Below are 14,341 nucleotides of genomic sequence, written 5' to 3'. Positions count from 1 at the left end.
TTATATTATTGAATAAAATTATAATCGAAAAATGGGGTTACACGTTCATCTGTTGTTTCAAATACTTCCTCAAAAGTACCAACCCTTTGAAATTGCCCGTCTAAAAGCATGGCAATACGGTTACCAACTGCTTTTGCACAGGTTAAATCGTGTGTAATAATTATTGAACTTGTTTTATATCTCTCTTGCACATCATTAATTAAATTATTAATTTCTATACAAGTAATGGGGTCTAACCCTGCGGTAGGTTCATCGTACAACATAATTTCTGGTTGTAAAATAAGTGTGCGGGCTATACCAATTCTTTTTCTTTGGCCGCCAGAAAGTTCTGATGGCATTTGGTTTATGGTTTGAGATAAACCTACTGCGTCAAGCACACTTTCAACTTCGTGGTCTAGCTCTGCTTTGGTTAATTTCTTTTTATTTCTTACTAACGGAAACTCTAAGTTTTTTCTTACCGTCATACTATCATACAAAGCACTGTTTTGAAAAGAAAAACCAATGCTTAAGCGGATTTGTAATAATTCTTTTGCGGTTAAAGAATTTACTTCTTTTCCTAAAACTTTTACACTGCCACTATCTTGGGTTAACAAGCCGGAAATTATTTTTATTAATACAGATTTACCTGTACCAGAGCGGCCAAGTACTACTAAATTTTCTCCTTTGTATAAATCTAAATCGGCACCACGCAAAACGTGATAATCTCCAAAAGATTTTTGAACATCTTTAATAGTAATTACCTTATCTAAAGTTTCTGTTTTTGATTTTTGTAGCATAACCTTAAGTTCTAAATAAGAAAGTGATTTGCGTAGCAATAACCTCTTCAACAAATACTAAAAACATACCAACAACAACGGCAGAGTTTGCAGATCTTCCGACTCCTTCTGTTCCTTTTGAAGCGTTATAACCTTGGTAACAACCTACAATACCTATGGTAAAACCAAAAATAATGGCTTTAATAGTTGATGCTGTAATATCTAAAAAAGTAATTGACTCTAAAAAAGCTTGTACAAAAGCAAAAAAACTGGTGCTTTCTGCCATGGCAACATTTAAATAAGCACCTAATAAAGCTACAAATGCGGTATAAAAAGTAAGAATAGGAATGGTAATGGTAGTTGCTAAAACTCGGGTTACTACTAAATAACTAAATGGGTTTGTTGCAGAAACTTCCATGGCATCAATTTGTTCTGTTACTTTCATAGATGCTAACTCGGCACCAATGCTTGAACCTACCTTACCAGCAGATATTAAAGAAGTAAGTAAAGGTGCTAATGTTCTTAATAATGCAATACCTACTAAAGATGGCAACCAAGATGTTGCGCCAAACTCTGCTAAAGACGGACGAGATTGTTTAGTGAAAACGATACCAGTGATAAAACCTGTTAAAGATATTAAAGCTAAAGACTTGTAACCAACTTGGTAACACTGCTTTAAAATTTCTTTTCCTTCGTAAGGTGGTGTAACAGCTTCTTTAAAAAACTTCATTACAAAAATATGAACCCGGTATAATTCTAGGAACATATTATTGAATTTTTGCGCTAACCGCGATTTTGCTTTTTCCAAAATTTTACAATTTCATTTACTCGAATAAGCAACAACTATTCCAGTAGAACTAATAATTTGACAAAAGTATTAAAATAAAATGTCCGTAGTTGTTTATTTAGGTAAAGCTAATGTAAGTTTATTATGTATTCTATCTTAAAAAATAGCCGTTAAAGTCCACATTTACATTAAACGGGGTGATATAATTATCAAATAAACATGCTAACTCTATTTTAGAAATATTTTTTTCTTGGGAATATGTTGAAGTAAACTGATACTTATTTACCCAATCAGCCTCTATTTCTTGTTGAATAGAAATTGGGTCGCGGCCGGTAATGAAGCTTATGAGTGAAACTAGTTGAGCTACAGATAATTGCTCGGTTTTGTTTTCTATAAACCATATTCTTGATCGTGGATAAAGTTCCGCCAGTACTCCTTTTATATCTTTTGTGTTTACAATTTCGGTCGGATTAAAAAAACCTGTTTTAAAATCGAGAAGTAAAATACCGCTTGCTATAATTTTTTGAACAGGCGTCCAAGCAAAATCAGATTTTTGAATGTCTTGTACGGCGTATAAAAAGCTTTTGTAAGTAAACATTTCTCCCTGGGTTAAACGAATGTTTGCTTTTGACGGACTCACATCGAAAAACGGACCATAAGCTGCTAATGCACCAGCGGCTTGCCCCATATTAACCCATAAAGCTATATTTCTTAAATCTTCTGTATCAAAATCCTTAAAACTTGACATGGAAACTAATAATAAGTTGTCTTTTTCTTGAGGGATAAATACGCCTAATGGAATGTAATGGCGGATGCTATCTTTTCCGAAACCCGAAGCGGCACTTGTTCTGTATAATTTTTGTAATTGTTGGTAAGGTGTGTTTTGTTGGGCCTTATCGTAATTCACTAAGCTTATGTATTTACCCGCACTGTCTAATTTTAAGATACCATTTTTTTGTAGCAAAGATGCTTTACTATTTGTGCCAGCATCCAACAAAACTTTACACTTAATTTTTTCTGGTTTTCCGTTAATCAAAACTTGAAGTTCCCAACCATTATTTTTTTCTTTAATTTCTTGAATGATGGTTTCTTTTAAGAATTGAAGGTTTTTTGTGTTTTTAACAATGTTTTCTAAAACTACTTGTGGGGTGGTTCTGCTACTGTCATTGGCTTTATAAAAAGCGTCTCGCCATTCTTTCCATAAACTCATATCCACACTTGGGATATCCATATTAGGATTTAACTCGCCAATTAAATTATAACTTGGCTCAATTAATAGTGCTTTTACACCACTTCTTGCGGCTTGTATTGCTGCAGCTGTTCCGGCAGCACTTCCTCCCATAATAATAACATCTGGTTTATATTGGGCATTAATATTTAAACTAAATAGCAGTAAAAAAAGCCAGGTGAAAGTCTTTATCATATTTGTAAAATAACGATATATAAGGTAATTATATTTCCGAAAATTGTAATTTAACATTTCTTAACTTCAGTAAATATCATATTTGTTATTGATATAAGATGATTTATCATAAAATCTGTAAAATTAATCAGTTAAATAACATCAAATATTAAAAAAATGATAAACGTTTTATACCCAGTTTTAGATTTAGTTAAAGCTTATGTCCAACTTATAAAAGACTTAAAAACAATTGATTGGGATAAAACTACTTATTATAAAAATGAAAGTGTAAGTATTATAGCTTTAGATTTATTTAAGGATATGATCCATATTTTAGCAGAAAACAGCCAGTTAAATTCGGCTATTGATATGCCTAAAGAAAAGCTAAGTAATTTAGAAAGCTTTAAATTACTGCTCCCTGAATTGGATTTAATGCTTCAAAATATTGAAAACTTTAAACAATCAAATATTCCTCAACTTTATAACGAACTATGGTTAAAACAGCAGCATATTAGGTATGCGGTTTTCAATCAAGATTTAATGCAAAAACAATTTTACTTTCCTTTTTTAAATTATAATATGTTGGCTTTGGCTAAACATTACGAATTTGTAGAAGCCGAATTAAATACTGTAATTAAGGTGGAAGTTGTTGGAAATGCTGGTGGCGTGTGGACAATAAAAAAGACAGTTACTGGTTGGGATTTTACTGATATGGAAGAAAAAACTCCAAATGCATTAATATATATTGATCAACAAATTGCTTGGTTATTGCTAACAAGAGGTGTTAATTTGATAGAGGCTAACCAATATTATCAAATTTTAGGAGATAGGGATTTAGGAAGCCATGTTTTAAAAATGAATTTTGGTGGTTAATAACCAGAATTAGATTAATAATTATATTTGACAGCAACCGCACAGGCTTTCCTGCCTTCATGCCGGGCAATGGCAGATACTTTTTTTCCGCAAAAAAGTATCCAAAAAACTCTCGCCTGCGCCTGATGCTATGAATTGAAGTGCTTTGGCTTCTTCATCTATTCCGCACCAGACAAGGGCGAATTAACGGTAGTTAATGTTTTTCCTTAATCAAATAATGAGTAAAAATTATGACCAATAATATTAGAACTCATGTTAATATTATTTTTTTTAATGACGAGTGAAAATTGGCAAGGTATTGGTAATTAATTATTAAACCATTAAAAATTAAAATCATGGAAAATTCAACAAAATCAAAAATAGCGTTAGGTTTAATTTTAGGAGTAGCTGCAGGTGCTGCGGTATATTATTTTATGACCAACGAAAACGGAAAACAACAATTGAGCGATGTTATTGATGCAGTTAAAGATTTTAGCGATAAAGCTAAAAACACAGCTATAGAACAATCTTCAAGATTAGCAGAACAAGCAGCAAATACATCGTCTAAATTAGCTTCAAAAGCTTCAGATGTTACATCTAGACTTGCTGAATCAGCTAAAAGTCAAGTAGAGCAAATAGGTTAATCCTATTTGCTTTATTTTTTCCCAATCAAATTTAGCACAATTACAGAACTATGCTTAAAACCTAAAGTACTGCCAGGTTTTACAGTCACCAATTTTGCTAAATAAACATCCAAAATTCCTTGCAAAACCTTTCTTCGGTTTTCCTTGTAGTCTTCTTGTGCGTTAAATCTGTAAACTAACATCTTACCGTTTTTATCTATAATTGCAGAAGGTATAACAATCGCCTATAACATCAATTTATCTTAAAATAATTTTAAACTAAGCCTAATATAAAACGCTTATCTTCAATTATATACCTTTTCTCTCTTAAATTTTTTTAATCGATTAAATTACAATATCATCAATTATAATTTAGCGTCTATTAATTAATTGAAAGTTTAATATATTTTATTACTTTTTAAAATTTTAACAAGGAGCCTAAATTACTTACATTTATTTATTCAACTAATACTAAAAAAAGTGAAAAAAATTACTACCACATTTTTTGCTGTTATACTAACAGCAACATTTGCCCAAGCGCAAATGGAAAGTTTAAAAAGCAAGCAAAGCAACTATTTAAGTAAGCAAATTAACATTACAGATTCGCTTGCTTCACAAGTTGAAAATATTATGGCGACTTATAAAGCCAGTGCCAGCAAAGTAATGGAAAGTAAAAAACTAAATCCTGAAGAAATGAGAATTAAGATAGATGCTTTAATAGAAGAAAAAAATGCCAAACTTAAAAAAATTCTTACTGAAGAACAGCTAGATAAGCTATTACCCACCACAGAAAAAAAGAAAGAATAATTTTGCTAAATCTTTAAATTATGAAAACATTAAAAAAAATAATTCTCGCCTCTATTATCTTATTATTTACTATCTCCTGTAAAAAAGATGATTTGCCTAAAGCCACACAAACTGGCTCTAACAATATAGCAGCAAAAATAAATGGAAAAGTTTGGCAAAGGAAGGGATGTTTCGGTTGTATCGGCGGGGGCAGTGGGATTAGTATAAATTATGATGATCAAACTTTTTTTGGAATTTCAGCGCAAAACAGAGACCTAAAGTACACAGTGACATTAATAATAGAAAATTTAAAAAGTAAGACCACATGTACGCTAGGCAATGGAATTGGAAATAATAAGGCCACAAATTATGCCAAAGTTTCGTCAGATTTCACTAATTATATTAATTATTACACTACAGAGGGTCTTATAGGAAAAGTCACAATAACAAAATTGGATACCACAAATAAGATAGTAGCTGGAACCTTTGAATTTATAGCAGAAAATGAGAATGACCCCAATGATGTAATCACTTTAACTGATGGTTGGTTCGACGTAAAATATATTTAAACTTAAATAATATGAAAACATTAAAAAAAATAATTCTCGCCTCTATTATCCTTTTATTGACAATTTCCTGTAAAAAGGATGATTTACTCAAAGCTACTCAAAGTGGTTCAAATAATATGGTAGCCAAAATAAATGGAAAAGTTTGGCAAAGAAAGGGCTGTTTCGGCTGTTTAGGAGGAGGTAGCGGGATTAGTGTAGTATATAACAGTAATGGTTTGTCAATAGTTGCAGAACAAAATGATGAAAGTCAAAACATAACCATTAACTTATTACTTCTAAACATATCCGCAAACGCCAAAGTGCAATTGCGTGATTCAAATGGAAATCCTTCGACAAATAGTGTCGCTAAAATTCAGGATTATCAAAGCAATAAATTTTATGTTACTACTGAAAATAATATAGGGACAGTCACTATCACAAAATTTGACCCTAATAAAAAAATAATAGCAGGGATTTTCGAATTAAAAGCTGAAAACGAAAATAGCCCAAATGATGTAATCAACATAACCGATGGATGGTTCGACATAAAATATAATTAAAAATTTAATGCTATGAAAAAACAAAATATATTAAGGATACTCATTACGGTTATCCTTTTTTTATGTCTAAAAACAATAGTTTTAGCACAACCTATTGGCTCAAATATGTACAATCCAGTTAATGTGGGATCGCTTAATGTGGGTAATTCTTATAACGATACAAAGAGCAATTCAACCACCAATGGTTTTGGTAATAATATTGGACAACCATCAGATGATATTTTTTATAAATTCACTCTTCCAGTTGCCGCCAAAGTCAATCTTTCTCATTGTGCTTCTGGTTTTGATACCTACATGCACTTGCTGGATGTTAATGGAAATACCATAGCATCTAACGATGATAATGGTCCTTTATGTAGTGGATTAAAGTCATCAATATCTATTTCTCTCGCTGCTGGAACTTATTTTTTAGTCTCAGAAGGTTATGGTTCAAATTCAGGCAACATTACTACTACTATAGCAATGTCAACTCAAAATAATTCAAATTTGAGCTATACCGAAACGGTAGATAGTCTTTTTCAACATTTAGACAAAACAGGGGCTAGCACAGGAATACTTTATGATAGAGTATTACCAATTGCCAGTCTGCAAGATTTTAATTTTTCTAATTCTGATACTAGTTCTCATTGGCATTTTATACAGTCTTACAGTGAAATAATTAGAGCAACCTATAATCCATCTAATACTTGGCTAACTGTGAATGATTTAAAAGATTTAGCCACTTCAGCAAAAATTGAGAGTAAAATTGCAATCGGTTTAGGTAACTATCAATTTAATGTTATAGATTCAAATGCAATTTCCAACGGATTAATTCAGATGATTGACAGTATGTATTATGATGTGCCTGGGAGATCTAATCATCCATACCTTAGCATACACTCATTTATTGCTAGTCCATTGGTTGATAGTGTTAAAACGCTAAGTGTCAAGTATGATTTTTCTTCTAACTATGTTATTAATATAGGAAATATAGCCCTGAATTCCCTTCAAGTTGATTTTGGAGATGGAAATGGTTTGATAAATGTTGCTTTAAATGACAGTATTTCTATAAATTATACCTCATCTGGATACAAATATTTGAAATTTATTGCGAATTTTAGCGATAACTCATCAATAATAACTTATGGAACAGTTAAAGTAATAGGAGAGCCACAAGTTTATCTTAAAGCTAACTCAACGCTTACAACTTTATGTAGTAGCCCTAATACTCAACTTAAATTTTGGAGCGATTTAACTTTTCAAGGTTATGACGAAACTACCGCAACAAAAGGATATGGCGAAGCCACCATCTATTATGCAACTAATGGTAGTTGTGATGGAGTTATCAGAAAACCTATTATTGTTGTTGATGGCTTTGATCCAGGAGATAAACAAGATGCTGACAAATTATATAAAACATATTTAGACAGAGATATTCCTGGAACTCCGTCGTTTGCTACTTCATTAAGAGCTAATGGTCACGATATTATAGTTTTGAATTTCCCAGAATATAAGGTCGGTACTCGGCTTTCAAACGGTAGAATTATTCCTGTTAGTAGAGACGGAGGTGCTGATTTTATAGAAAGAAACGCTCGGGTTTTGATGACATTGATTAATAAAATCAATACTTTAAAAGAGGGAAACGAAAAACTTATTATTATTGGACCAAGTATGGGAGGTTTAATCAGCAGATATGCATTAACCTATATGGAACAAGTTCTTAATACACCACATCAAACTAAATTATGGATATCATTTGATTCTCCCCATCAAGGAGCGAATATCCCAATAGGAGATCAATGGTTTTTAGATTACTACGCAAGAAATACTGGGAGTGAAGAACTAATAGCAAATCGAGACGACAAAATTAGTTCTATTGCCGCAAAGCAAATGTTAGTTCATCATTTCTTGTCAAATTCTGAGGCTCCTGCCGGAGCGCCAAATTTTAGAAATCAATTTTTGACTACGATAAACAATTTAGGATTTCCAGAAGGTGATGTTGGCACTCAATTCAGAAAAATTGCGTTAATAGATGGAAGTTTAGGTGGAACAGAAACAAATTCTCCTGAGCAAAAAGCATTCACTTTTGATATACGAAGGCGAAAATCGATTGGTTTCTTAGGTATAAGGTGGAGGACTTGGACCGCAGGTTCGGCTAAAATGTATTTTACCCCAAGTTATGGAAATACAAGTAAAACTGTGTTGGAATCATCAATGATAGGCAATTCATCTTCTAATTACAAAGCATCTAATCCTCCTAATTCGTCTGGTTATGATGTAGCGCCAGGTGGCACCTATAATACACAGGGAATTTTATATGATGAAGGTAATAAATCTGTTTCTAGTCTTCTTTTGAATTTTGCTTTTGATTTTGAAGCTCGATTTTACTCTGTTGTTCGAGACCATAGCTTTATTAATACAAAAAGTGCCTTAGCATTTTCTGGTTCAAATCAAAATCTATCAGAAAATGTTAGTGCAAGAAACTTAGTGTGTACATTGGAAACACCTTTTGATAGTTATTTTGGGTCATTTAATACAAATAGAGAACATGTGGAGTTATGGTCAGAAGCTGTTGATTGGATAACAGAGGAAATAAATGGTAATCCACAATTGCCATCTGTTAATACTTATGGCTACAACGGTGAAATAGTGGGCAATTCTTCCGTCTGTTCAAACACTACTTTTAATCTGATTAATTCTCCAAATGTGGCAGTAACATGGTCTGTTAGCAATGGTTTATCAATCGTTTCATCAACTAATAATAGTATCGAAGTAACTAGGAATACAGCAGTTAATGACCCGAATAGTTCAATAGAAGCTACGTTAGGTGGTTGCTATTCCACAAGCCAGCCAATTAAAAAGTTTGTAACTACAAATATAGATGTTAACCAAATTTTGTACGCTGTTTTAGAGCCAACCTCGCTTGATTATGGTGGTATTATCTGTAAGGATAGAACCACTAAAATTCAAGTTACGAGCAACGGTCAAGATATAAGTAATATTTATTTTCAGTGGGGGAGTGACACACCAGGCTGGGGAGTTGGCACTTTAGATACTTACGGACAATTGATAGATATTTATCCTCCCTCTGGGAATGTAGGTAATTCTCCTGCTAGTTTTTATGCAGAGTTCGGATCCGACGAATGTGGCTCCATGGGGTATTATTTTTTCACTGTTAATGTGACTAATTGTTTGGGTGGTTTTAATAGGGCTGTATCGAATTTTCAACTTTATCCAAATCCAGCAAATAATGAAGTAAACATTGTTTCTGAAGACCTTGAAAAAAATCCTACTATCTTAAAACAAATTAACCTTTTAAATTCACAAGGTATTATCGTAAAATCAACATCAATAAAATCTGGAGAAAATAGTACTATTTTAGAGACAAAAGAAATACCAAATGGAACATATTATCTACATTTAATCGAAGGAAAAGAAACCATTAAGAAGCAAATTATTATTCAACATTAAATTTTAAGTAAACAAACACTCAATCCTAATACTCGTAAAAAAGTATTAGGATTGAGTGTTTAATATACGCATAAACCTTAACTAGTATTTCGCCAGAAAATTATTTCTTAAATCTTATTTCTTCCCAATCAAATTTAGCACAATTACAGAACTATGCTTAAAACCTAATGTACTGCCAGGTTTTACGGTCACCAATTTTGCTAAATAAACATCCAAAATTCCTTGTAAAACCTTTCTACGGTTTTCCTTGTAATCTTCTTGGGCGTTAAATCTGTAAACTAATATTCTTCCGTTTTTATCTACAATTGCTGATATGCTGTAGGCAAAATCTTTATAAGCAGGTTGTATATTAACGGTGTATTCGGGGTATAAATAATCATAAGATGCGCTACGGTTTTGCAACTTATCAACGGTATTCAATTTTTTAATATCAACAATCTCACTTTTTGATGAAAACTCAACGGGGTTTCTGGCTGCAAAAAAAGCACTGCTATCTGTAATGTTTGCATTAATTAAATCTACTCTTTGTTTCACGAAAACTGAATCAATTTTTCTGGGTTTACGCAATTCATCAACAGATTTATTAATTTTTTTAAGATAATCTTCCGAATAATAAGTCATGTAAACTTCTGAACGCACATCACTGGCAATTTTTTTAGCGTTCACTTCTAATCGTTGTAAAAGCAAACTGTCTTTACCAATAGCTTTAATCCTAAACCATTCTCTGGCAAAATTATAAACCCCATCATGGCTAAATATTAAATCAAAATTCAGCATTTTATCTTTTGTTGGGCTGTAAGCTTGTACCGTAGTATCTGATAAAAAACGAATTGCCCATTCTGGCGTTTGCTGAAAACCCAATTCGTTAAAAGAAATGCCGCTGGCGAAAGTGCGCCTTACTTCATAATATTTGATGCCTTTAATACTTTCGAACCTAAAATCTCTTTTTAAGGGATCTGTTTTAGGAGTTGAGCGTTGGCAGCTCAGTAAACCAACAATAAAAAATAAGATTAAAAAACTGTATCGCATCATTAATATAAATGCGAAATTAACAGAAATGTTGTAATCGCTTTTAATTTAAAGCAAAATGATACAAAATATTTAAAGCTGCAATTGTGTTAATCCTTATCTTTACTGCTTAGATGGAAGGATTAGTCATAAAATCTACCGGGAGTTGGTACACAGTTGAAGGTAAAAACCAGCAACGATACGAGTGTAGAATTAAAGGTAAGTTAAGGATGAAGGGTTTGGTAAGTACCAATCCTGTTGCTGTAGGCGATATTGTTGATTTTGAATTAGAGCCAGAATTACAAACTGGTGTTATCTCCAAAGTTCATGATCGTAAAAATTATATTATCCGCAAATCTATCAACCTATCTAAACAAGTACAAATTATAGCCGCAAATTTAGATTTAGCTTGCTTGGTGGTAACCTTAGCATCTCCAAGAACTTCTTTAGGCTTTATAGATCGGTTTTTGGTTACCGCCGAAGCTTATGGCGTACCCGCAGTTTTAGTTTTTAATAAACTCGACTTATTTAATCAAGAAGGTTTAGAGATTTTAGATAATTATATTGATTTATACCAGCGGATAGGTTATCCATGCTATTCGGTTTCTGCCATAAAAGGAACAAATATTGAAACTTTAGAGGCGCTACTAAAAGATAAAATTTCTTTGTTTTCTGGACATTCTGGTGTTGGTAAATCAAGTTTAATAAATCGATTGATTCCTGGAAAAGAATTGCGTACTGGGCAAATATCCGATTGGAGCGATATGGGAAAACACACCACTACTTTTGCCGAGTTATTTGATTTACCTTCTGGTGGAAAATTAATTGACACACCCGGAATTAGAGAATTAGGAATTACAGATATTGAGAAATACGAATTGGGTCATTTTTTTCCAGAAATGCGGGCATTAATGAATGATTGTAAGTTTAACAATTGTGTACACATTAATGAACCGGGTTGTGCAGTTTTAAAAGCTTTAGATGAAGGAGATTTAGAGCCAACTAGGTATGATAGTTACCAGAGTATTTATTTTGGGAATGATACGAGACATTAATTGAGGAATTTCGTTAGATAAGAGAAAAAATGTTCTTCATCAAAACGCTAAAGAGCTAAAGTAATTAGCGGAATTACAAATTCAACATCTGCGTTAATCTGCGAAAGAAAAAAATCTAACCAATTAAAGTCCAGATAGCTGAATGATTTTTTTAAGATTTCAAATTAAAAATCCAAAGAAAATTAATTCAAATTATACCCCTTATGCAAAACTAAAAAGCTAGCTCGTTCCTGCTTTTTGAAAGGAACATCCCAATTACCTTGGTAACTCACTTTTGTAGGCAATAAATCCTCCCCAAAATAACTCATTTCAATATTCATTTGTACATCAAAACTAAAAGCGAGGTTATCAAGTTTCATATCCATATACCTACCTAAAATTTGAAAATTACGTTGGTCAAAAATAGTGGTTAATTCTTTTATCATTATTCCGTCAGCGGTCCAACTACCTAAATCAGGCTTAACCGTAACTTTAAAACGATAAACCGGGATAGAATCTAAATACATACCTTTTGCGAAAGCATAGTTATAATATTGCCTATTATTGGCAGTAAAAATCTCCGTTTTACTTGATATTAGCGGAACTCCTTTTACAGGTTTACCAGGCGAAAAAATAAGTGTTTTTAGCTTGTCTTTGTACGAATCGTTTTTGCTGCCATCATTAATTTCTTCGCTTGCTGGACTATATGCGGATTTATAGGCGTTCATAAAAATATGATCAAACAATTCTAAAGTAATTAACTGGTAATTTCCGTTGCGCTTAAATAAATCGCCTGTTGTTGTTTCTTCAACTATTTTTAGATGATTTCCTTTTGGGTTATGAATAAGTTTTCTGGAAATACTTCCAGTTACTTTATTCTTTTTATCAAAAGTGTAAATACTATTTTGGGCATTATAAGTGTATTTAGCCATGTTTTTAAATGCCTCGTAAAAACTGCTATCTGTTACAATTTCATGTATAAAATCTTCTATATCTAAACCTGCTTTTCCAACTTTAACAACAGCATCTTTATCCATTTTCATGGTTAAAATAGTATCAGGATTAAAGCGTGGTATTGCTTGGCTAAAAGTTTTTTTGCTTACAATAAATAGTAAGAATATAAAAAGATATAAACGCATTTGTTTTGATATGAACTATAATTTTTGAGGTTTTGTATAGACCTTCTGCAAATATAAGCTTATTATTTACCGACTTAACAAACCGAATCGTAGGAGTTTTGTCAAAGACTTTGTTTCGGATTTGATTTAACAGCATTTAACAGTTTTTGTTTTAGATTTGATTTTCTAAATAAGCATATCACATGATTTCTGTTGAGCAAGCCTTAGCTTTATTAAAAAATAATATTCCACAAAAAAAGGAAGTACAAATTCTGCTTACAGAAGTTCACCAGCATATTCTTTCAAAAGATGTAAATTCTCCTATCAATATGCCGCCTTTTAGGCAATCGGCAATGGATGGTTTTGCGTTGCATATTTACGATAGTTTAACCTATAAAATAATAGGAGAAATAAAAGCTGGCGATGCGCATAAAATAGAGTTAAAAGCCGGGGAAGCGGTGAGGATTTTCACTGGTGCAGCAGTTCCCGATTCGGCTAATGCTGTGATGCAAATAGAAAAGGCTGCTGTTAAAAATGATGATTTAATTTTAACTGAAAGTGTTAAAGAAAGCACCAATATAAGACCAATTGGCGAACAAATTAAAGTAAATGAAAAAGCTCTTTTAAAAGGAACTAAGTTAAATGCTGCCGCAATTGGTTTTTTAGCTGGTTTGGGCATCACTACTGTCTCTGTTTATAAAAAACCTACTGTTGGTATTTTAATTACAGGTAATGAATTGGTAAAACCAGGCAACATTTTAAAACATGGTAAAATTTACGAAAGTAATGCCATTATGTTGCAAACGGCATTAACAGAAACGGGTACAAAAAACATTAACACTTATGAAGTAAATGATGATTTTATAAATACCAAAAATAGCATTGAAAAAGCAATCCATGAAAATGATATTTTATTAATTTCTGGAGGAATCTCTGTAGGTGATTACGATTTTGTAAAAGCAGCTTTAGAAGAATTGCAAGTAGAAACCTTGTTTTATAAGGTGAACCAAAAACCTGGAAAGCCATTATTCGCAGGTAAAATTAATGATAAACTGGTTTTTGCGCTTCCAGGTAATCCGGCTGCAAGTTTAACTTGTTACTATATTTATGTACAACCCCTATTAAAAACTTTGTTTGGCGAAACTGAAGCGAATAAACCTATAACTCAGAAAAAACTTACTGAAGAACTCATCGTAAAAAACACCCGTAGTCAGTTTTTAAAAGCTGTATTTACTGATGATGAAGTAACTATTTCAACACATCAAAACTCATCTATGTTAAATACTTTCGCAGTAGCAAATTGTCTGGTTTTTGTTCCCGAAGGCGATTATCATTTAGCAAAAAATTCAAAAGTTGATATTTATCCTATCTAATAAATCTGATTTTTCGTTATACTTGTAAAAGTACAACGAAAACTG

Annotated in this window: 14 protein-coding genes; 8 read left to right on the top strand and 6 right to left on the bottom strand. The window is 32.3% G+C overall.

The window, feature by feature from the left end; genetic code table 11:
* Window positions 1-5: 5 nt before the first annotated feature.
* The 3 genes from ACFSSE_RS14690 to ACFSSE_RS14680 form a co-directional block, all read right to left on the bottom strand.
* Complete coding sequence (locus ACFSSE_RS14690) at window positions 6-776, bottom strand: ABC transporter ATP-binding protein (protein ID WP_379047976.1); 771 nt, start codon at window positions 774-776, stop codon at window positions 6-8.
* A 4-nt stretch (window positions 777-780) separates the two neighbouring features.
* Window positions 781-1,521 carry an MlaE family ABC transporter permease gene (locus tag ACFSSE_RS14685; RefSeq protein WP_379047973.1) on the bottom strand — a complete coding sequence of 247 codons (741 nt, stop codon included), beginning with the start codon at window positions 1,519-1,521 and terminating at the stop codon, window positions 781-783.
* 172 nt (window positions 1,522-1,693) lie between these two features.
* Window positions 1,694-2,965 carry an FAD-dependent oxidoreductase gene (locus ACFSSE_RS14680; RefSeq protein ID WP_379047970.1) on the bottom strand — a complete coding sequence of 424 codons (1,272 nt, stop codon included), beginning with the start codon at window positions 2,963-2,965 and terminating at the stop codon, window positions 1,694-1,696.
* A 156-nt stretch (window positions 2,966-3,121) separates the two neighbouring features.
* On the opposite strand from ACFSSE_RS14680, the gene ACFSSE_RS14675 reads away from it, so the two are divergent.
* Both ACFSSE_RS14675 and ACFSSE_RS14670 read left to right on the top strand, forming a co-directional pair.
* Complete coding sequence (locus ACFSSE_RS14675) at window positions 3,122-3,817, top strand: hypothetical protein (protein WP_379047967.1); 696 nt, start codon at window positions 3,122-3,124, stop codon at window positions 3,815-3,817.
* Window positions 3,818-4,152: 335 nt separating this feature from the next.
* A complete protein-coding gene (locus ACFSSE_RS14670) occupies window positions 4,153-4,440 on the top strand; it encodes a YtxH domain-containing protein (protein WP_379047964.1) in 288 nt (95 codons plus the stop codon).
* Window positions 4,441-4,451: 11 nt separating this feature from the next.
* Here the strand turns inward: ACFSSE_RS14670 and ACFSSE_RS14665 are convergent, their stop codons facing one another.
* Window positions 4,452-4,622 carry a hypothetical protein gene (locus tag ACFSSE_RS14665; RefSeq protein ID WP_379047961.1) on the bottom strand — a complete coding sequence of 57 codons (171 nt, stop codon included), beginning with the start codon at window positions 4,620-4,622 and terminating at the stop codon, window positions 4,452-4,454.
* A 277-nt stretch (window positions 4,623-4,899) separates the two neighbouring features.
* Here ACFSSE_RS14665 and ACFSSE_RS14660 point away from each other — a divergent pair, with 277 nt between their 5' ends.
* From ACFSSE_RS14660 to ACFSSE_RS14645, 4 genes are read left to right on the top strand one after another with little or no spacing between them, the layout of a single operon-like run.
* A complete protein-coding gene (locus ACFSSE_RS14660) occupies window positions 4,900-5,226 on the top strand; it encodes a hypothetical protein (RefSeq protein ID WP_379047958.1) in 327 nt (108 codons plus the stop codon).
* Window positions 5,227-5,246: 20 nt separating this feature from the next.
* On the top strand, window positions 5,247-5,774 hold the full coding sequence (locus tag ACFSSE_RS14655) for a DUF6252 family protein (protein ID WP_379047955.1): 528 nt from the start codon (window positions 5,247-5,249) through the stop codon (window positions 5,772-5,774).
* 11 nt (window positions 5,775-5,785) lie between these two features.
* On the top strand, window positions 5,786-6,313 hold the full coding sequence (locus ACFSSE_RS14650; protein WP_379047952.1) for a hypothetical protein: 528 nt from the start codon (window positions 5,786-5,788) through the stop codon (window positions 6,311-6,313).
* Window positions 6,314-6,325: 12 nt separating this feature from the next.
* A complete protein-coding gene (locus tag ACFSSE_RS14645) occupies window positions 6,326-9,763 on the top strand; it encodes a T9SS type A sorting domain-containing protein (protein ID WP_379047949.1) in 3,438 nt (1,145 codons plus the stop codon).
* A 114-nt stretch (window positions 9,764-9,877) separates the two neighbouring features.
* Here ACFSSE_RS14645 and ACFSSE_RS14640 read toward each other — a convergent pair whose 3' ends face one another.
* Window positions 9,878-10,795, bottom strand: a complete 918-nt coding sequence (locus ACFSSE_RS14640; protein ID WP_379047946.1) for a hypothetical protein — start codon at window positions 10,793-10,795, stop codon at window positions 9,878-9,880.
* A 110-nt stretch (window positions 10,796-10,905) separates the two neighbouring features.
* Here ACFSSE_RS14640 and rsgA point away from each other — a divergent pair, with 110 nt between their 5' ends.
* Window positions 10,906-11,826, top strand: a complete 921-nt coding sequence (rsgA, locus tag ACFSSE_RS14635) for a ribosome small subunit-dependent GTPase A (RefSeq protein WP_379047944.1) — start codon at window positions 10,906-10,908, stop codon at window positions 11,824-11,826.
* Between the two features lie 182 nt (window positions 11,827-12,008).
* On the opposite strand, the gene ACFSSE_RS14630 is transcribed toward rsgA, so the two are convergent.
* The gene (locus ACFSSE_RS14630) at window positions 12,009-12,944 is read right to left on the bottom strand and encodes a hypothetical protein (RefSeq protein WP_379047941.1); all 936 of its coding nucleotides are present in this window, start codon (window positions 12,942-12,944) and stop codon (window positions 12,009-12,011) included.
* Window positions 12,945-13,126: 182 nt separating this feature from the next.
* Between ACFSSE_RS14630 and ACFSSE_RS14625 the strand changes: the two genes are divergently transcribed.
* On the top strand, window positions 13,127-14,296 hold the full coding sequence (locus ACFSSE_RS14625) for a molybdopterin molybdotransferase MoeA (RefSeq protein ID WP_379047938.1): 1,170 nt from the start codon (window positions 13,127-13,129) through the stop codon (window positions 14,294-14,296).
* The last annotated feature ends 45 nt before the right edge of the window (window positions 14,297-14,341 follow it).

It is taken from the genome of Pedobacter alpinus (genome assembly GCF_042684645.1).
GTDB lineage: Bacteria > Bacteroidota > Bacteroidia > Sphingobacteriales > Sphingobacteriaceae > Pseudopedobacter > Pseudopedobacter alpinus.
Note: the sequence above shows the minus strand (reverse complement) of the source record. Positions and strands in the feature narration are given on the sequence as shown.